This is a genomic window from Xanthomonas sp. NCPPB 3174, from assembly GCF_056725205.1.
This window is the reverse complement of sequence record NZ_CM161517.1, coordinates 3,430,744-3,448,254: the sequence shown is the minus strand read 5'-3', so window position 1 is coordinate 3,448,254 and position 17,511 is coordinate 3,430,744. Positions and strand designations below refer to the sequence as shown.

Genomic DNA, 17,511 nt, shown 5'->3' with positions numbered 1-17,511 from the left:
CCCGCGCGCTGGTTCAGGCGCGCCAGTCCGCCGGCGCGGTGCGGCAGTCGCCGGCGAACAGGCGGCCGCCGTGCGCGGCCAGTTCCTGCTGCGCCAGCGCCAGCACCGGCGCGCAGTCGGCGCTGGCGAACAGCGTGGCGAAGGCCTGCTCGAAGCGCGCGCCCACCGCCGGATCCATCCGTGCCAGCAGGCGCGGCACCCACTTGCCGCTGCCGTACCAATGGCCGCGTCCGCGCAGCGCCAGTTCCGCCAGGCGCGGATGCAGCAATGCGCCGATCGCGACGATCTCGGCGGCGCTGCGTTCGCCGCACAGGTCGTCGATCAGGTCGGTGATCTCGTAGCGCAGCGCGTCCCGTTGCGCCGGCGTCAGCGGCAGCGGCCCGGCCTGCAGTCGCGCGGCGACCTGGCCTTGTAGGCTGCGTGCGGATTCGGTCGCGGTGCCGACGATGGTGCCCTCGGCGACCATGTGCAGCAGGCTGGGACGGCCGCGGGCCGCATCGTCATCGACGAACCAGGCCAGCGTACCCGGATCGTGCACGAAGGCTTCGACCGGCACACCCTCGGCCAGGAACGATTCGCGACGTGCCGCCGGCAGGCTGTCGTAGACCACCACCAGATCGATGTCGGACAGGTGCGTACCTTCGCCGCGCAGGATCGAGCCGGCGGCGAAGCCGAAGGCAGCGCCGGCATAGCGGGTGGACAGCAGCGACTGCGCGATCGCCAGTGCCTGGGCGGGCGTGGGCAGGGCGGGAGTGAGCAGCATCAGCGCAGCGCCTGCCGATGCCGCCAGTATGCGGCCTGGTGACGGTGGTCATGGGCGTGGCAGGGGCGCAGGACGGGCGAGGGAGGTGGTGTCATCGACATTCCGGTGACGCGATCGAGGCAGGCCAGCGTATCGTGCCGTCGGGCAAGGCGGGGGCGGCAATGACGTAGCCGGTGGACAGCGTCGCATCGCAGCGGCAATCCGGCGACACCCGGGCGCAATAAGAAAGGCCGCTGTCGCCAGCGGCCTTTCTTCGCATTGCGCACAGACGGGGGTGGCTTACATCGCCACGCGGCGCGCCTGCACGAACTTCTCGCCCCAGTAGCCGGAGGTCAGCGTGTCCACGCGCACGTCCTTGCCGCGGCTGGGGGCGTGCAGGAAGCGGCCCTCGCCGACGTACAGGCCGACGTGGTCGACGCGGCCCTTGCGGCCGAAGAACACCAGGTCGCCCGGGGCCAGCGCATCGCGGTCCTTGATCAGCTGGGCGTTGGCCTCGCGGGCCATTTCGCGCGACACGCGCGGCAGTTCGATGCCCAGCGCGGTGCGGAACACGTAGCCGACCAGGCCGCTGCAGTCGAAGCCCTCGGTGTCCTCGCCGCCCCAGCGGTACGGGGTGCCCAGCAGCGCCATGGCGCGCTTGAGCACGGACTGGACCTTGTCGCCGCCCGGGACCACGCCTTCGCGCGGAACCGGCTGGGACACGTCGTAGTTGGCCAGCAGGCGGCTGATGTCGCCGGCGAACATCGCCGAGCGGTCCATCAGTGGAATGGTGTCGTTGGCGGCCAGGTGCGGCAGCAGGGCGGCCAGCGTGGCGCTGGCAGCGGCGTCGGCCTTGCTGCGCGTCGGCGCGGGCGCCTGGGCGGCGGCGGCCGGCTTGGCCGAGGCGATGGAAGTGGAGGTCTGTGCGGTCGCCGGGGCGGTGGTCGCCGCGGCGCCGACCTGGGCCGGGGCGGGGGCGACGGTCGCGATCGCTTCCGGGACGACGGTGTCGGCGGGAGCGGTCTGAGCCAGGGCCGGGAGGGCCGAGAAACAGAGCGAGGCGGTGCAGAAGAGGCGGAAAGCGGTCCGGCGGGGAACGGCGGGCTTGCCTGGAGAGGTCTGGGCTTCGGTCGTCACGCTTGGATCACAAAATAAAACGATGGGGGATCATGCCTTGTAGACAGAAATAGGAAGTTCAAATAAGGTTAAAATTTCGTAATTATGAATGTGGGTGAAATCACAGTTCAACGCAAAACCCGTTTCGCACCGGTGTAATGGTCTCGCCAGTAGGCCCCATCCAGCGAATCCAGGCGGACGGTTCCGCCGGTGCTGGGGGCATGCACGAAACGGCCTTCGCCGACATAGATTCCGACGTGCGTCACATTCCCGGCGCTGCCGAAGAACACCAGGTCGCCGGTGCTCAGGCGCTGCGGATCGATCCGCGGCCCCTGCACCGCGGCCAGTTCGCGCGAGGTGCGTGGCAGCCGCAGGTCGAGCATGTCGCGATAGACATAGGCGACCAGGCCGCTGCAGTCGAAGCCGGACTCGGGGGTGTTGCCGCCGTAGCGGTAGGGGGTGCCGACCAGGCCCAGCGCGCGCATCAGCACCGCGTTGGCCGCCCCCGGGTCGGCCGGTGCCACCTGCGGCCACTCGCGCACCGTCACCGGTGCCGGCCGGGTGTGGCGGACCTCGTGGCGTCCGCAGGCCGCCAGCGCCGCGGCGCACAGCAGCGGAAGCCACCACGGGAACGCGCGGCGGCCGCGCGGCGAAACTGGCGTGTTGTGCATGGAGCCGGGATAATGCGCGACCTCAGAAGGCCGCCATCATGGCGGCGCTCCCGGCGGCCGACAAGCCGCCCATCCCGTCTGCCCCCGGCAGCCACAGCGCAGAGTGCACATGAAGATCGAAAAAGACCGCGTCGTCCGTTTCCACTACACCGTTTCGGAAGTCGGTCAAGCGCCGATCGAAAGCTCCAAGGACCGCGATCCGCTGGTGATCCTGGTCGGCCACGGCAACATCATCCCTGGCCTGGAGAACGCGATGATGGACAAGGCCGCCGGCGACAGCTTCGGCGTCGACGTGGCGGCCAAGGACGCCTACGGCGAATACCGCGAGGGCCTGAGCCAGCGCGTGCCGAAGAAGCATTTCGGCGCGGCCAAGCTGCAGCCGGGGAGCCAGGTGGTGCTGCAGACCAACTTCGGCCCGCGCGCGGTCACCGTGCAGAAGGTCGGCATGAGCGTGGTCGACGTCGACCTCAACCACCCGATGGCCGGCAAGGACCTGCATTTCGACGTGGAGATCGTCGACGTGCGCGAGGCCAGCGCCGAAGAGATCGAGCACGGCCACGTGCACGGCGACGGCGGCCACCACCACTGAGTGCGTTGATGGCGGTACCGGTCGCGCCGGTGCCGCCAGCCCTGGCGCCGCGCGCAGCGGCGCCGTCGCGCCGCCGCGGACGCCGGCGGCCTTCCTGATCGCGGCGAGGGGACATTCGCCGGCCTTCCGTCCGGTGCCCGCCTTGGCTTCCTCCGCCCCCGTGTTGCAGCCCGTCGCGCCCGCCGAGCGCATCGCCACGCTGGACGTGCTGCGCGGCTTCGCCCTGCTGGGCATCCTGCTGATGAACATCGAGGGCTTCGTCGGTTCGCTGGACGCAGCGATGACCGGCCTGGATCCGACGCTGCGCGGCGCCGACCGCATCGCCGACGCACTGGTCTACATCCTGGTGCAGGGCAAGTTCTACACCTTGTTCTCGCTGCTGTTCGGCATGGGCTTCGCAGTGATGGCGCAGCGCGCCGAGATCGCGCGACGGCCGTTCGGTGGCTTCTTCCTGCGTCGCAGCGCGGGGCTGCTGCTGATCGGTCTGCTGCATGCCGTGCTGCTGTGGTCCGGCGACATCCTGGTCAGCTACGCGCTGCTGGCGTTCATGCTGCTGGCGTTCCGCGAGGCGCCCACGCGCTGGCTGCCCGGCATGGCGCTGGTGGTGTACCTGTTCGCGCCGGCGCTGTGGCTGTTGATCGGCGCCGCCGCCTGGGCGGCGCAGGCCGATCCGCACAGTGCGGCGCAGTGGCAACGCGAGATGGCCGAGCAGGCGCAGCACGGCGCCGCGGCGCTGGCGCAGCAGCGCGAGGTGTTCGGCCACGGCAGCTACGTCCAGGCCACCGCGCAACGCGCGCGCGACCTGGTCGAATCGCTGAGCGGGCTGCTGTTCAATGCGCCGACCATCTTCGGCATGTTCCTGCTCGGCGCTTGGTGCGTGCGCAGCGGCCTGGCCGCGCAACCGCAGCGCTTCCCGCGGCTGCTGGCGGTGCTGCGCTGGGGCGTGCTGCCGCTGGGGCTGGGGCTGATGCTGCTGAGCTTCCGGCTGGAGCCGTGGATGGACCCGGCGCGACTGGATCTGCGGCTGACGTTTGCCTACGCCCTCGCCAGCGTCGCCGGTGGCCTGATGGCGCTGGGCTATGCGGCCTGGCTGGTGCGCGCCGCAGCGGCGTTGCAGTGGCTGGCGCCGGCCGGACGCATGGCGCTGAGCAACTACCTGCTGCAGTCGCTGGTGTGCACCACGCTGTTCTATGGCTATGGCTTCGGTTACTTCGAGCGATTGCCGCGCGCCTGGCAGATCCCGTTCGCGGTCGCGCTGTTCGCGCTGCAGGTGGCGTTGTCGCACTGGTGGCTGCAGCGGTTCCGTTTCGGCCCGGTGGAGTGGTTGTGGCGGTCGGCCAGCTACCTGCGCTGGCAGCCGATGCGGCGACGCGATGCTGCCTGAGACAGGCGCTGCGGCGGCGTCCTCACATCTGCCGCGCGGCCGCCCATGGCATGCTCCGCGGCGACCGAGACATGCGACAGGACAGCCGATGGACGATGTGAGAAGCGGATACGGGTTCGCCAGCGACGCCACTGCACCGCGCGCCGAGCGTGCGCCGTGAGCGGGCCGATCCGCGATTACGACCTGCTGGTGCTGGGCGGGGGCTCCGGTGGCCTGGCCACCGCGTTCCGCGCCGCCAGCCACGGCGCGAGGGTGGCGATCCTGGAGCCGAGCGCGCTCGGCGGCACCTGCGTCAATGTCGGCTGCGTGCCGAAGAAGGCGATGTGGCTGGCGGCGGACCTGGTCGAGCGCATCGACTTGGCGCGCGCGGTCGGCTTCGCCATTCCCGAGGCCACGCTGTCCTGGGCCGAGCTGGTGGCGCATCGCCAGGGCTACATCGGCAACATCCACGCCAGCTACCGGCGGCGCCTGGATGCCGACGGCGTGGTGCTGATTCCGCGGCGCGGCCGGCTGGTCGATGCGCACACCGTCGAATGCGACGACGGCGTGCGGGTCAGCGCCAAGCACGTGGTGATCGCCACCGGTGCGCATCCACTGCGGCCGCAGATCGAAGGCGCCGAACTGGGCCTGGTCTCGGACGACTTTTTCAACCTGTGCGAGGCTCCGCCGCGGGTGGCGATCGTCGGTGGCGGCTACATCGCGGTGGAACTGGCCGGACTGCTGCAGGCGCTGGGGAGCCGGGTGGAGCTGTACGTGCAGGGCGAGCGCCTGCTGGAGCGGTTCGACGCGGAACTGGCGCGGCAGCTCGCCGACAATCTGCGTCACCAGGGCGTGCGCCTGCATTTCGGTTATCGCGCCAGCGCCCTGCGCCGCAGCGGCGAGGACCTGTGCGTGGTCGATGCGCAGGGGCAGTCTGGCGAGATCGTCGACAAGGTGTTCTTCGCGATCGGGCGCCGCCCCAACACACGCGACCTCGGCCTGGAAGCGCTGGGCGTGCGCCTGGGCGACAAGCACGAGATCGTGGTGGACGACTACCAGAACACCGACGTGCCGGGGCTGTACGCGATCGGCGACGTGGCCGGCAAGGTCGGCCTGACCCCGGTGGCGATCGCCGCCGGGCGCAAGCTGATGGATCGCGTGTTCGGCGACCGACCGCAGGCGCGGCTGGACTACGAGAACGTGCCCAGCGTGGTGTTCTCGCACCCGCCGCTGGGCCAGGTGGGGCTGGGCGAGGAGCAGGCGCGCGAACGCTACGGCGCCGATGCGGTGACTGTGTACCGCAGCAACTTCCGGCCGATGCTGCAGGCGCTGGCCGACTCGCCGCAGCGCAGCCTGTTCAAGCTGGTGTGCGTTGGCGCCGACGAACGCGTGGTCGGCTTCCATCTACTCGGCGATGGTGCCGACGAGATACTGCAGGGGTTCGCGGTGGCGTTGAAGCTGGGCGTGACCAAGCAGCAACTGGAGGACACCGTGGCGATCCATCCGACCTCGGCCGAGGAAGTGGTACTGATGCGCTGAAGCCGCGGCGATCCGACGGCGGGTTGGCCGTCGCGCCGTAGAATGGCGGCATGCACGTGTCCTCTTCTCCCTGTCGCGGCGCTGCGCGATGAGCGCGCCCGGCACGTCCGCCCCCGTCGCTTCCTCCGCCACCCAGGCCAGCCTCGGCGGCGTGCTGCTCGCCGCGGGCGGCGCGATCGCGTTTTCCGGCAAGGCCATCATCGTCAAGCTGGGCTATCGCTATGGCGTCGATGCGGTGACCCTGCTGGCCTTGCGCATGCTGGTGGCGCTGCCGTGCTTCGCGGCGATGGCGCTGTGGGCGGCGCGCCGCGCGCCGCCGCTGCAGCCCGGCGACCGCTGGCGGATCGTCGCGCTGGGTGTGCTCGGCTATTACCTGGCCAGCTTCCTGGATTTCCTCGGCCTGGCCTACATCACCGCGACCCTGGAGCGGCTGATCCTCTATCTCACCCCGACCCTGGTGCTGCTGATCGGCGTGCTGCTGTGGCGGCGGCGTCCGCAGCGGCGCCAGTTGTGGGCGCTGGCGTTGAGCTATCTGGGCGTGCTGCTGGCGTTCGGCCACGACCTGCGCATCGGCGGCGCGCGCACCGCCTGGGGCAGCCTGCTGGTGTTCGGCAGCGCGCTGGCCTATGCGGCCTACCTGGTCGGCAGCGGCCAACTGGTGGCGCGGGTCGGCGCGGTGCGGCTGACCGCCTACGCCAGCCTGGTCGCCTGCGCGCTGTGCATCGCGCAGTTCCTGCTGCTGCGGCCGCTCCACGCGCTGGCCCTGCCGGCGCCGGTGTACGCGCTGTCGCTGCTCAACGGCACGCTGTGTACGGCGGTGCCGGTGCTGGCGACGATGCTGGCGGTGCAGCGCATCGGCTCGGCGCTGGCGTCGCAGATCGGCATGCTCGGCCCGGTCTCGACCATCGTGCTCAGCGTGCTGCTGCTGGGCGAGGCGATGGGGCCGTGGCAGATCGCCGGCACCGTGCTGGTGCTGGGCGGGGTGCTGCTGGTGTCGCGGCCGGTGCGGGCGAGGCCGGCGGCATGAGTCCACGGCGGCCGCCCGCAGCGAATGCGTCGGTGCCGGCCGCGACGACGGCGGTTGCCGACGCACACGCGCGGATCCTGGCGACGATCCGGGCGATCCCGCCGGGCCAGGTGCGCGGCTATGGCGAGGTGGCGATGCTGGCCGGGTTGCCGGGGCGCGCGCGCCTGGTGGCGCGCCTGCTCGGCGGCAACACCGACGCCGCGCTGCCCTGGCACCGGGTGCTGCGCAGCGACGGCCGCATCGCGTTTCCCGAAGGCTCGCGCGGCTATTGCGAACAATGCCAACGCCTGCGCGCCGAAGGCGTGGCGGTGCAGGGTGGGCGGGTGAAGCGTGCGCCTAAGCCGGCGCGGGATCTCGATGCGGAGGTGTGGGGGCCTAGGTAGCGAAGCGCACCAGAACTGCGGCCGCCCGTGTCTCGAAAAGCAGAAGAGGCCGGCTGTGAATGGCGTAGCCCCTCGCCCCCCCGGGAGAGGGGTTGGGGTGAGGGTAGGGGCACGAAGCGCATGCGTTGTTTCACTGCACGAGGCTGCGCCCGTACCCTCATCCGCCCCTTCGGGGCACCTTCTCCCGGTGGGAGAAGGGAGGTTCAAGCCCCTCTCCCTCCGGGAGAGGGGTTGGGGTGAGGGTAGGGCGCGAAGCCGCATGCGGTGTTTGAACTGCACGAGGCTGCGCTCGTACCCTCATCCGCCCCTTCGGGGCACCTTCTCCCGAAGGGAGAAGGAGGTTCAAGCCCCTCTCCCTGCGGGAGAGGGGCTGGGGTGAGGGCAGGGCGCGAAGCGCATGCGGTGTTTCACTGCACGAGGCTGCGCCCGTACCCTCATCCGCCCCTTCGGGGCACCTTCTCCCGGTGTGAGAAGGGAGGTTCAAGCCCCTCTCCCTGCGGGAGAGGGGTTGGGGTGAGGGTAGGGCGCGAAGCGCATGTCCTGTTTCAACTGCGCGAGGCTGCGCTCGTACCCTCATCCGCCCCTTCGGGGCACCTTCTCCCGGAGGGAGAAGGGAATGCCAAGCCCTCTCCCTCTGGGAGATGGGTTGGGGTGAGGGTAGGGGCGCGAAGCGCATGTGGTGTTTCAACTGCACGAGGCTGCGCTCGTACCCTCATCCGCCCCTTCGGGGCACCTTCTCCCGGAGGGAGAAGGAGGTTCAAGCCTCTCTCCCTGCGGGAGAGGGGTTGGGGTGAGGGTACGGGCGCGAAGCGCATGCTGCATGTTGACTGCGCGAGGCTTCTCCCGCGCCCTCGTCTGTCTCTTCGGCGCACCGCGCTCGCAGTACCTCTTGGAAGAGCATCGTTGGTCATGGCATGCCGCTGCATTGGTTGGGGTGCATGCTCTAACGAGCGGCTATGATGGAGGCAGTTGCCACGGACCCAACCATGTTTCCCAGACTCCCGCCCGTCACTAAAGCGCTTCTGATCGCAAATGTCGTGGTGTTCTTGCTGCAGCAACCCTTTTTGCTGGGCGATGCGACGTTCGAGCCCTTCATGCTGTGGCCGATCGGCGCCTTCGATGCGTTCTCGCCCGGGCAGAATTTCCAGGTCTGGCAGTTGCTGACCTACGGCTTCCTGCATGACGACTTCATGCACCTGCTGTTCAACATGCTTGCCCTGTACATGTTTGGCGGTCCGCTGGAACAGACCTGGCGCGAGAAGCGCTTCCTGACCTACTACCTGGTCTGCGTAGCCGGCGCCGGCCTGTGCCAATTGCTGGTCGGCTGGTGGATGGTCAGCAACGGCATGCAGGCGCTTCCGGTCGTGGGCGCCTCGGGCGGCATCTTTGGCTTGCTGCTGGCCTTCGGCATGCTGTTTCCGAACCAGCGGGTGGTGCTGCTGTTCCCGCCGATCCCGATGAAGGCGCGCACCTTCGTGATCGTGTTCGGTGCGCTGGAACTGCTGATGGGCTTCACCGGCTGGCAGCCGGGCGTGGCGCATTTCGCGCATCTGGGCGGCATGCTGTTCGGTTGGCTGATGATCCGCTACTGGCGCGGCCAGCCGCCGTTCGGCAAGCGCAAGCCGCCGCGTCCGCGCATCGTGCGCTGAGCGCACGCAGGCCTCCGCGCGCAGGCATCGCCGCGCGCGCAGCGCCCTCGCGTTGACAGCCGCCTGCGCAGCGCAGGCGCCGACGACACGTTTTCCCATCCCTGAACGCAAGACGGCGCGGTTGCCCGCGCCGTCTTGCTGTGTGCTTGGCCGGCGGCTAGCGCCGGCACCGGCTCACGGCCACAGGTGGATCTGCTCGGCCTCGCTGCGCACCATCGGCTGGCCCGGCTTGCAGGTGAAGGTCGCGGCGAAGGCGGGCAGGTTGGCCAGCGCGCCGTTGGTGCGCCAGCGGCCGGGCGCGTGCACGTCGGCGGTGACCCGCTGCACGGCTTCGTTCGGCGACAGCTGCTGCGCCCACAGGCCGGCCCAGGCCTTGTAGAACGCCTGCTTGTCGGTTTCGTTGGCCGCTGGCTGCGCGGCGCTGTAGGCCTGCCAGGCCAGTTCGACGCTGCCGATGTCGGTCAGGTCCTCGTCCTGGGTCAGCGCGCCGTTGACCTTGGCGCCCTTCACGCCGGGGAAGTCGTAGGCGCCGTACTGCGCGGCGGTACGGGCCGCCAGCGCGTTCCAGGCGCTCTTGTCTTCCGGGGTCCACCAGTTGCGCAACTGACCCTGTGCGTCGACCTGGCTGCCCTTGCTGTCGATGGCGCCGATCAGCTCGTGCGCGACCATCGCGCCGTAGGCGCCGTACAGCGCCGCGGCGTCGCCGCCGGCCGCGTACACCGGCGGCTGCAGCACCGCGGCGGTGACGATCAGGCGGTTCTGGGCGATGTCGTAGGTCAGCGCCGGCTGCTGCGGCAGCACGTCCCAGCGGCGGTCGGCGTTGCCCTTGCCGATGCGCTTCATCTCTTCGCGGTGGCGCCAGGTGGAGGCGATCAGCATGTTGCCGCCGAAGCTGCCGCGGCCCATCGGTTGCAGGGTGTAGTCGAGGTCGCGGCGCGGCGCGCCGACTTCGATCTTCAGCGCGGCCAGCTTGGCCTGCGCCTCGGTGCGCGCCGGCTCGCTCAGCCAGGTGCTGCGCTTGATCGCGGCGATCTGCGCGTCGCGCACCTGGTCGGCGATGGTCTCGGCCTGGCGGCGGGTGTCGGCCGACAGGTAGCGTGCCACGTACTCGCGGCCCAGCATCGGGCCGGCGGCGACGTTGATCGCGTCCAGCACCTGCGCCCAGCGCGGCGGCGGTGCGACCTGGCCCTGCAGCACGCGGCCGCGGAACTCGAAGCTGGCGTCGCGGAAGCTCTTGGACAGGTACGGCGCCATCGCATCGCCCACGCGCCAGCGCAGGTAGGCCTTCCACTGCTCGGGCTTGATGCTGACGATCATGCCGTCGAGCTGCTTGAACATGTCCGGGTCGGCCATCGACACCAGGTCGTCGTTGACGCCCTGGGCCTTGAGGAAGGCGTCGAGCTGCAGGTTGCGGTACTGCTTGTTCAACTCCTTGGTCGAAATCGGCGCGTAGTTGTTGAACGGGTTGTTGATGCCGGCCAGCGACTTGGCGCTGCGCGCCAGCGCGGTCTCGATCTGCAGCACCGATTGCGCGTCGGCCTCGAGGCGGTCGGCCGGGGTGCCGGTCAGGGTCAGGATCTGCTTGACGTAGGTGCGGTAGCGGCCCATCAGCGCCATGGTGTCGGCGTCGGTGCGGGTGTAGAAGGCCGGGTCGGGCAGGCCCATGCCGCCCTGCATGAAGTAGCCAATGTGGCGGTCCAGCGCCTTCAGGTCGACGTCGGCGCCGAAGTTGAACGCGACCGGGATACCGATCTGATGCAGCGCGGCGATCGAGGCCGGCACGTCCTTGGCCTTCTTGATCGCATCGATGCGGCCGAGCAGCGGCGCGATCGGGTTGGAGCCGTCCTTCTCGACGGCGGCCTCGTCCAGGCCACTGGCCCAGAAGTCGCCCAGCGCCTTCTGCACCGCGTTCTGCGGCGACTGCATGGACGCATCGAGCAGGTCGCGCTGCTGTTGCTGCGCGCGCTCGGCGAGCTGGCCCAGCGCGGTGACCGCACCGGTCTGCGGCACCGGGTTCTGCTTGAGCCAATCGGCGTTGGCATCGTCGTAGAAGTCGCTGCAGGCGGCGCTGATCGGCGGGGCCTTGGGCGCGGCGGCGCGCTTCTTCTTGGGCGCGGCATCGGCGGCGGAGGCGAGGGCGATCAGGCCGAGGGCGACGGCGAGGGCAAGCGGACGGGCATTGGGCATCGGGAACGCATCCGGTCAGGATTAAAGTCGGCGGAGTTTAACAAGCCGCGGTGTGCAACTGTGGCGATGACGTGCGTCCACCGCCCAACCGGATTCAGCGAGGGGCTTGGGCAACCACGGACGCCGCTGGCCGCACAGGGCGGTCGGCATCGCCGCCGCTGCCGCAGATCGGCGTCCACGCAAAGAAAAGGCCCGGACATGCCGGGCCTTCTCGCGGGACGGCGGTGACGCTGCCGCTTACCAGATCACCACGCGCTTGTCGCCGCTGCGCACCATCGGCGCGCCCGGCTTGCACTGGAACGCGGTGGCGAAGGCCTCCAGGTTCGACGGCGCGCCGATCGCACGGAACTGCGCCGGGGCGTGCGGGTCGGTGGTCAGGCGCACCATCGCGTTTTGCGGGGTGTACTTGGTGCGCCACACGGTGGCCCAGTTGATGAAGAAGTTCTGGTCGCGGCTCATGCCGCCGACCTTCGGGTCGTCCTTGCCCTCGGTGGCCTTCTTCATCGCGTCATAGGCGGTGGTGATGCCGCCCAGGTCGGCGATGTTCTCGCCTAGGGTCAGCTTGCCGTTGACGTGCTTGCCGTCGACCTCGTAGCCGTCGAACTGCTGGACCAGCTTGCCGGTGAGTGCGGAGAACTTCTTCGCGTCGGCCGGGGTCCACCAGTTCTCGAAGTTGCCGGTCGGCCCGAAGCGCGCGCCCTGGTCGTCGTAGCCGTGGGTCATTTCGTGGCCGATCACCGCGCCGATGCCGCCGTAGTTGAACGCGTCGTCGGCCTTGGGGTCGAAGAACGGCGGCTGCAGGATCGCCGCCGGGAACACGATCTCGTTCTGCAGCGGGTTGTAGTAGGCGTTGACCGTCTGCGGGGTCATGCCCCACTCGGTCTTGTCCACCGGCTTGCCGATCTTGCTCAGGTTGTACTTGTAGTTGAACGCGGTGGCGGCGCGCACGTTGTCCAGGTAGCTGTCGCGCTTGGTGGTCAGGCTGCTGTAGTCGCGCCACTTGTCCGGGTAGCCGATCTTCGGGGTGAAGGTCTTCCACTTCTCCAGGGCCTTGGCCTTGGTCTCCTCGCTCATCCAGGTCAGCTTCTCCAGGCGCGCCTTCAGCGCCTGGCTCAAGTTCTCCACCAACTGCTGCATCTTGGCCTTGTCGTCGGCCGAGAACGCGACCTTGACGTACATCTGGCCCATCGCCTCGCCGGCGCCGTTCTCGATGCTGCCGAGCACGCGCTTCCAGCGCGGCTTCATCTCGGCCTGGCCGTTGAGTTCCTTGCCGTAGAAAGCGAAGTTTTCCTGCGCGAAGGCATCGCTCAGGTACGGCGAGGCGCTGTCCACGGTGTGGAAGCGCAGGTAGGCGCGCCACACCGACGGGTCGGTGTCGCCCAGCGCCTTGCTCACTTCCTGGTGGAAGGCCGGGATCGCCAGCGAGAACTTCTCCGGCACGGCCACGCCCTGCGATTCGAAGAACTTGGTCCAGGGGAAGTTCGGGGTCAGCTTGTCGGCCTCGGCCGGGGTGACCGGGTTGTAGGCCAGCTCGGCGTCGCGCGAGAGCTGCTCGCTGGACTTGGAGACCTTGGCCAGACGGGTTTCCAGCGCCACCACGTCCTGCGCCTGCTTGGCCGCGTCGGCGGCCGGCACGCCGGCCAGCTCCAGCACCTTGGCCACGTGCGCCTGGTAGGCCTTGAGCTTGTCCTGCTTGTCGGCGTCGACATAGTAGCTGCGGTCGGGCAGGCCGAGGCCGCCCTGCATGGCGTAGGCCATGTTCATCGTCGAATTCTTGAAGTCGGCTTCCGCGCCGAAGCCGAACAGGCCGTTCTCGCCCTTGGCCGCGCTCTGGCGCAGGTACTCGGCGATCGCCGGGCCGTCCTTGAGGCCGTCGATCGCGGCCAGGTCGGCCTTCAGCGGCGCGATGCCCTGGGCGTTGATCTTGGCTTCGTCCATGCCCGAGGACCAGAAGTCGCCGACGATCTTCTCCACGCCCTGCGGGTTGGCGGCGGCAGCGGCCTGTTCGGCCAACTGGTGCTGCACGGCCACCGAGCGCTCGTCCAGGATCGAGAACGCGCCCCAGCTGCTGCGGTCCTTGGGAATCTCGTTGGCGGCCAGCCACTTGCCGTTGACGTAGCCGTTGAAGTCGTCGCAGGCGCTCTTGCCGGCGTCGAGGTCGTTGATGCTGAAGGCGTTGTAGGCCGGCAGCTTGCTGGTGTCGAGCTTGAGCTCGGCGGGCGCTGCGGCCGGGGCGGCGGCCGGCGCGGGCTTGGCGGCGTCGGCGGCGGGCGCGGCGTTCTCGGGCTTGTTGCAGCCGGTCAGCGCGGCGCTCACGGCCAGGGTCAACAGCAACATCTTGGGATTGCGAAGGGTCACAGGCAGGCTCCAGGCCGACGTGGATAAAAAGGTGGCCCGTCCGGGCCGTGGCGAGACTCTACGCCGCCGCGGGAGGTTTCAGGGGTGTCGAAGGTCATGGACGGCCGCGCGCGTTGGGCCGTGGGACGGCCGCATTGCCTGCCGGTCGGCAGGGCGCCGGCGCTGGCTTACCATGCGGCCATGACCCGTGAATCGCCATGCGATGCCCTGATCGTGGGCGCCGGCCACAACGGCCTGGTCTGCGCCGCCTACCTGGCGCGGGCCGGCTGGAAGGTGACCGTGCTGGAGCGGCGCGGCGTGGTCGGCGGCGCCGCGGTGACCGAGGAGTTTCATCCCGGGTTCCGCAACTCGGTGGCGTCCTACACGGTGTCGCTGCTGCAGCCCAAGGTGATCGCCGACCTGGATCTGGCCGGCCACGGCCTGCACATCGTGCCGCGCCGACGCAACAACTTCCTGCCGTTGCCGGATGGACGTTATCTGCTGACCGGCGCCGGCCACACCCAGGCCGAACTGGCCAAGTTCTCCGCGCGCGACGCCGCGCGCCTGCCGGCCTACGAGGCGCGGCTGGAGGGCATCGCCGACGTGCTGCGCGCGCTGGCGCTGCAGCCGCCGCCGAACGTCACCGACGGCGGCTGGCTGCAGGCGCTGCCCGAACTGCTGCGCGCCGGCCGCCTCGGCCGCCGCCTGCACGCGCTGGACGCGGAACTGCGCCAGGACCTGCTGGACCTGTTCACCATCTCCGCCGCCGAGTATCTGCAGCGCTGGTTCGAGAGCGATGCGGCGCAGGCGCTGTTCGGCTTCGACGGCATCGTCGGCAACTACGCCAGCCCGTACACCCCGGGATCGGCCTACGTGCTGCTGCACCACGTGTTCGGCGAGAGCAATGGGGTCAAGGGCGCCTGGGGCCATGCGCTGGGCGGCATGGGCGCGATCACCCAGGCGATGGCGCGCGCCGCGACCGCCGCCGGCGCGCAGATCCGCACCGATGCCGGCGTGCGCGAGATCCTGGTCGAGGATGGGCGCGCGGTCGGCGTGGTCACCGAGCAGGGCGAGCGGCTGCGGGCGCGGCACGTGGTCGCCAACGTCAACCCCAAACTGCTGTACGAACGCCTGCTCGATCCGGCGCAGGTGCCGGCCGCCACGCGTGCGCGCATGGCGCACTGGCGCTGCGGGTCGGGCACGTTTCGCATGAACGTGGCGCTGTCGCGCCTGCCCAGCTTCAGCGCGCTGCCGGGGCCGGGCGACCATCTCACCGCCGGCATCGTGCTGGCGCCGAGCCTGGACTACATGGATCGCGCCTACCAGGACGCGCGCCGACATGGCTGGTCGCGCGAACCGATCGTCGAACTGCTGATTCCCAGCACCCTGGACGACAGCCTGGCGCCGCCGGGCCAGCACGTGGCCAGCCTGTTCTGCCAGCACGTGGCGCCGCAGTTGCCGGACGGGCGCAGCTGGGACGCGCACCGCGAGGAGGTCGCCGACCTGATGATCGCCACCGTCGAGCGCTACGCGCCGGGCTTCGCCGCTTCGGTGCTGGGCCGGCAGGTGCTGAGCCCGTTGGACCTGGAGCGCACCTTCGGGTTGATCGGCGGCGACATCTTCCATGGCGCGTTGAGCCTCAACCAGCTGTTCAGCGCACGCCCCATGCTCGGCCAGGCGGCGTACCGCGGTGCGATTCCTGGTCTGTTCCTGTGCGGCTCCGGCACCCATCCCGGCGGCGGCGTGACCGGCGCGCCCGGTCACAATGCGGCGATGGCACTGTTGCGCGGCGGCGGACGGTAGTGGCAAAAAAAGCCCTGGCATGACGACCAGGGCGAGGGAAAGGCGCGGTGCGTGCAGTGCGCCGCGCGTGCCACGGCGGCGCGCCGTGGCGTTGTCTGCGTGGCGGGTCAGGGCGCGCCGGCCTGCGGCGCGGAAGCGCCCAGATGTGCGTCGAAGAACCCCAGCATCCTGGTGTAGAGGTTGAGGTTGTTGTCTTCCTTGTAGAAGCCGTGGCCTTCGCCGGACTGCACGATCATGCCCTCGGGTGGGTTGCCGGCCGCCTGCAGCGCCTTGGCCAGCGCTTCGGTGTGCTCCGGCGGGCAGCGGTCGTCGCGGGCGCCGGCGGCGAGGTAGATCGGCAACGTCAGCGCCTGCACGTGGTTGATCGGCGACATCCGCTCCTGCTCGGCACTGCTGCTGCCGAAGGCACGCAGCAGATAGCGCCTGCCGCTCTCGCTCTTGCTGGTGTCGCTGAGCCGCAACTGGATCTTGGCGTCGTACATGCCGACATAGCCGAACGCGCACTGGAACAGGCCCGGCGCGCGCACCGGCGCCATCATCGCCGCGTAGCCGCCGAAGCTGCCGCCGTAGATGCAGATGCGCGATTTGTCGACCAGGCCCTGCTGGATGGCGTACTGCGTACCGTCGACGATGTCGTTCATGATGCCGCCGTCCCACTGCCCGTAGGCGCGGTCCATGAACGCCTTGCCGAAGCCGCCGGAGCCGCGGTAGTTGAGTTGCAATGTGGCATAGCCGCGGCTGGCGAACAGTTGCGCCTCGGAATGGAAGCCCCAGCTGTCGCGCGGCCCCATCGGCCCGCCGTGCACGTTGACGATCAGCGGAAGGTTCTTCGCCTGCGCCCCGGCCGGCACGGTGAGGTAGCCGTGGATGCGCAGGCCGTCGCGGGCGGTGAACTGGATCGGCATGACCGTGGCCATCTTCGCCGCATCGATCCACGGCCGGCTCTTCATCAGGAAACGCGCCTTGCCGGTGGCGCGTTCGTACAGGTACAGCTCGCCCGGATTCTGGTCGCTGCGCACGCTGACCACGACGGTGTCGCCGCTGCGGGTGGCGCTGGCGAAGTCGACGTACTGGCCCGGAAAGGCCGCGGCCAGGCTGGCGTACAGCGCCGCGTCCGGATGCGCCTCGTCGATCAGCCTGACCTGCGGCGCGCCGGCCTCGGTGACGACGGCCAGTGCGGTGTCCGAGCCGTCGGTGGCGGTGATGGTGCGCGCGACCTCGCTGGTGGAATCCTGAAACAACGAAACGAAACGCCCGCTCTGCGGATCCAGATAGCCGAACGCACCGGGCGCCTTGCCGTCGTCGCGGGTGGCGTAGACGCGGCCGTCGGCAGTGGACCAGGCGATGTCCAGACGCGCGCCATCGGCCTTGCTGGCGTTGATCAGTTCCCACTTGCCGTCCTTCAGCGCATACACCTCGCTGTGGCTGTCGTAGCCGGTGTCCTCATCCTTGTCGCTCTGGCACGTGGCGAAGGCGGGCTGCTTGGCGGCGTCCAGGGCGATGGAGCAGTTCGCCTTGGGCGCGCGGCCCAGCGACTTGCGCCGCCCGCTGAGGGTCTCGATCAGCACCACCTCGGTGCCGGCGCCCTCCGAGGAGCGCGGGTAGCGCACCTGCATGACCACGTTCTGTTCGTCGTCGCGCAGCGTATCGAGCAGGGCGAAGGATTCGCGGCCCACGCTCTTGCCGCGCTGGGTCACGCCTTGCGTGCCGTATTCGATCAGGGTGCGCGGCTGGCCGCCGTCGGCGTCGACCGCGAACCATTCGCCGGTGCCCATCGGCCGCTCGAACGCGCCGACCTTCTTGACCGCGGTGAACAGCAGCCGCTTGCGGCCGGTCCAGTAGAACGCGCCGACGCTCTTGCCGTCGGGCAGTACATTGATTTTGATCGGTTTGAGGTCGCGCGTGCCGAGCACGGTCAGCACGTCCTGTTCGCCGCGGTCCACGGTCAGGGCCAGGTACTCGCCGTCCGGCGAGATCTTGACCGCGCTGTAGGTGGGGCGCTTGACGAAATCCGCAATGGGCGGGGGCGCGGCCGCGGCGGCACTGCCGTGCAGGCACAGCCCCAGCGCGCAGAAAGCAACGAGTCGTTTCACGAGCATCCTTTT

General features: G+C 69.7%; 13 protein-coding genes. 7 read left to right on the top strand and 6 right to left on the bottom strand.

The window, feature by feature from the left end; translation table 11 throughout:
• Positions 1-13: 13 nt before the first annotated feature.
• The 3 genes from AC1PK7_RS14925 to AC1PK7_RS14915 all read right to left on the bottom strand — a co-directional run bounded on the left by AC1PK7_RS14925 (position 14) and on the right by AC1PK7_RS14915 (position 2,529).
• Positions 14-763, bottom strand: a complete 750-nt coding sequence (locus AC1PK7_RS14925; protein ID WP_481098638.1) for a nucleotidyltransferase domain-containing protein — start codon at positions 761-763, stop codon at positions 14-16.
• Positions 764-1,042: 279 nt separating this feature from the next.
• Positions 1,043-1,879 carry a C40 family peptidase gene (locus AC1PK7_RS14920; protein WP_481098637.1) on the bottom strand — a complete coding sequence of 279 codons (837 nt, stop codon included), beginning with the start codon at positions 1,877-1,879 and terminating at the stop codon, positions 1,043-1,045.
• Between the two features lie 107 nt (positions 1,880-1,986).
• A complete protein-coding gene (locus tag AC1PK7_RS14915) occupies positions 1,987-2,529 on the bottom strand; it encodes a C40 family peptidase (protein ID WP_209031894.1) in 543 nt (180 codons plus the stop codon).
• Between the two features lie 109 nt (positions 2,530-2,638).
• Between AC1PK7_RS14915 and AC1PK7_RS14910 the strand changes: the two genes are divergently transcribed.
• The 6 genes from AC1PK7_RS14910 (at position 2,639) to AC1PK7_RS14885 (ending at position 9,079) form a co-directional block, all read left to right on the top strand.
• On the top strand, positions 2,639-3,118 hold the full coding sequence (locus tag AC1PK7_RS14910; protein ID WP_481098636.1) for an FKBP-type peptidyl-prolyl cis-trans isomerase: 480 nt from the start codon (positions 2,639-2,641) through the stop codon (positions 3,116-3,118).
• Between the two features lie 142 nt (positions 3,119-3,260).
• Positions 3,261-4,502 carry a DUF418 domain-containing protein gene (locus tag AC1PK7_RS14905; protein ID WP_481098635.1) on the top strand — a complete coding sequence of 414 codons (1,242 nt, stop codon included), beginning with the start codon at positions 3,261-3,263 and terminating at the stop codon, positions 4,500-4,502.
• A 156-nt stretch (positions 4,503-4,658) separates the two neighbouring features.
• On the top strand, positions 4,659-6,020 hold the full coding sequence (gene gorA / locus AC1PK7_RS14900) for a glutathione-disulfide reductase (protein ID WP_481098634.1): 1,362 nt from the start codon (positions 4,659-4,661) through the stop codon (positions 6,018-6,020).
• 88 nt (positions 6,021-6,108) lie between these two features.
• Positions 6,109-7,047, top strand: a complete 939-nt coding sequence (locus AC1PK7_RS14895; RefSeq protein ID WP_481098633.1) for a DMT family transporter — start codon at positions 6,109-6,111, stop codon at positions 7,045-7,047.
• The gene (locus tag AC1PK7_RS14890) at positions 7,044-7,430 is read left to right on the top strand and encodes an MGMT family protein (protein ID WP_481098632.1); all 387 of its coding nucleotides are present in this window, start codon (positions 7,044-7,046) and stop codon (positions 7,428-7,430) included. Before AC1PK7_RS14895 ends, AC1PK7_RS14890 begins: the two co-directional genes overlap by 4 nt.
• 986 nt (positions 7,431-8,416) lie before the next feature.
• A complete protein-coding gene (locus tag AC1PK7_RS14885; RefSeq protein WP_481098631.1) occupies positions 8,417-9,079 on the top strand; it encodes a rhomboid family intramembrane serine protease in 663 nt (220 codons plus the stop codon).
• Positions 9,080-9,253: 174 nt separating this feature from the next.
• Here the strand turns inward: AC1PK7_RS14885 and AC1PK7_RS14880 are convergent, their stop codons facing one another.
• Both AC1PK7_RS14880 and AC1PK7_RS14875 read right to left on the bottom strand, forming a co-directional pair.
• Positions 9,254-11,266 (bottom strand): M13 family metallopeptidase, encoded by a 2,013-nt coding sequence (locus AC1PK7_RS14880; RefSeq protein WP_481098630.1) that lies wholly within the window; start codon positions 11,264-11,266, stop codon positions 9,254-9,256.
• Between the two features lie 237 nt (positions 11,267-11,503).
• Positions 11,504-13,603 carry a M13 family metallopeptidase gene (locus AC1PK7_RS14875; RefSeq protein ID WP_481100902.1) on the bottom strand — a complete coding sequence of 700 codons (2,100 nt, stop codon included), beginning with the start codon at positions 13,601-13,603 and terminating at the stop codon, positions 11,504-11,506.
• A gap of 201 nt (positions 13,604-13,804) precedes the next feature.
• Here AC1PK7_RS14875 and AC1PK7_RS14870 point away from each other — a divergent pair, with 201 nt between their 5' ends.
• Positions 13,805-15,406, top strand: coding sequence for a phytoene desaturase family protein (locus tag AC1PK7_RS14870; RefSeq protein WP_481098629.1), 1,602 nt, complete (start codon positions 13,805-13,807; stop codon positions 15,404-15,406).
• Positions 15,407-15,513: 107 nt separating this feature from the next.
• Here AC1PK7_RS14870 and AC1PK7_RS14865 read toward each other — a convergent pair whose 3' ends face one another.
• Positions 15,514-17,505 carry an alpha/beta hydrolase family protein gene (locus AC1PK7_RS14865; protein ID WP_481098628.1) on the bottom strand — a complete coding sequence of 664 codons (1,992 nt, stop codon included), beginning with the start codon at positions 17,503-17,505 and terminating at the stop codon, positions 15,514-15,516.
• Positions 17,506-17,511: the final 6 nt, after the last annotated feature.

Excerpts from the sequence above, each read along its gene's own strand:
- AC1PK7_RS14890 (WP_481098632.1), top strand. The coding sequence starts at position 7,044 with ATGAGTCCACGGCGGCCGCCCGCAGCGAATGCGTCGGTGCCGGCCGCG.
- AC1PK7_RS14910 (WP_481098636.1), top strand. The coding sequence starts at position 2,639 with ATGAAGATCGAAAAAGACCGCGTCGTCCGTTTCCACTACACCGTTTCG.
- AC1PK7_RS14880 (WP_481098630.1), bottom strand. The coding sequence starts at position 11,266 with ATGCCCAATGCCCGTCCGCTTGCCCTCGCCGTCGCCCTCGGCCTGATC.
- AC1PK7_RS14915 (WP_209031894.1), bottom strand. The coding sequence starts at position 2,529 with ATGCACAACACGCCAGTTTCGCCGCGCGGCCGCCGCGCGTTCCCGTGG.
- AC1PK7_RS14885 (WP_481098631.1), top strand. The coding sequence starts at position 8,417 with ATGTTTCCCAGACTCCCGCCCGTCACTAAAGCGCTTCTGATCGCAAAT.
- AC1PK7_RS14870 (WP_481098629.1), top strand. The coding sequence starts at position 13,805 with ATGACCCGTGAATCGCCATGCGATGCCCTGATCGTGGGCGCCGGCCAC.
- AC1PK7_RS14875 (WP_481100902.1), bottom strand. The coding sequence starts at position 13,603 with ATGTTGCTGTTGACCCTGGCCGTGAGCGCCGCGCTGACCGGCTGCAAC.
- AC1PK7_RS14925 (WP_481098638.1), bottom strand. The coding sequence starts at position 763 with ATGCTGCTCACTCCCGCCCTGCCCACGCCCGCCCAGGCACTGGCGATC.
- AC1PK7_RS14895 (WP_481098633.1), top strand. The coding sequence starts at position 6,109 with ATGAGCGCGCCCGGCACGTCCGCCCCCGTCGCTTCCTCCGCCACCCAG.
- AC1PK7_RS14865 (WP_481098628.1), bottom strand. The coding sequence starts at position 17,505 with ATGCTCGTGAAACGACTCGTTGCTTTCTGCGCGCTGGGGCTGTGCCTG.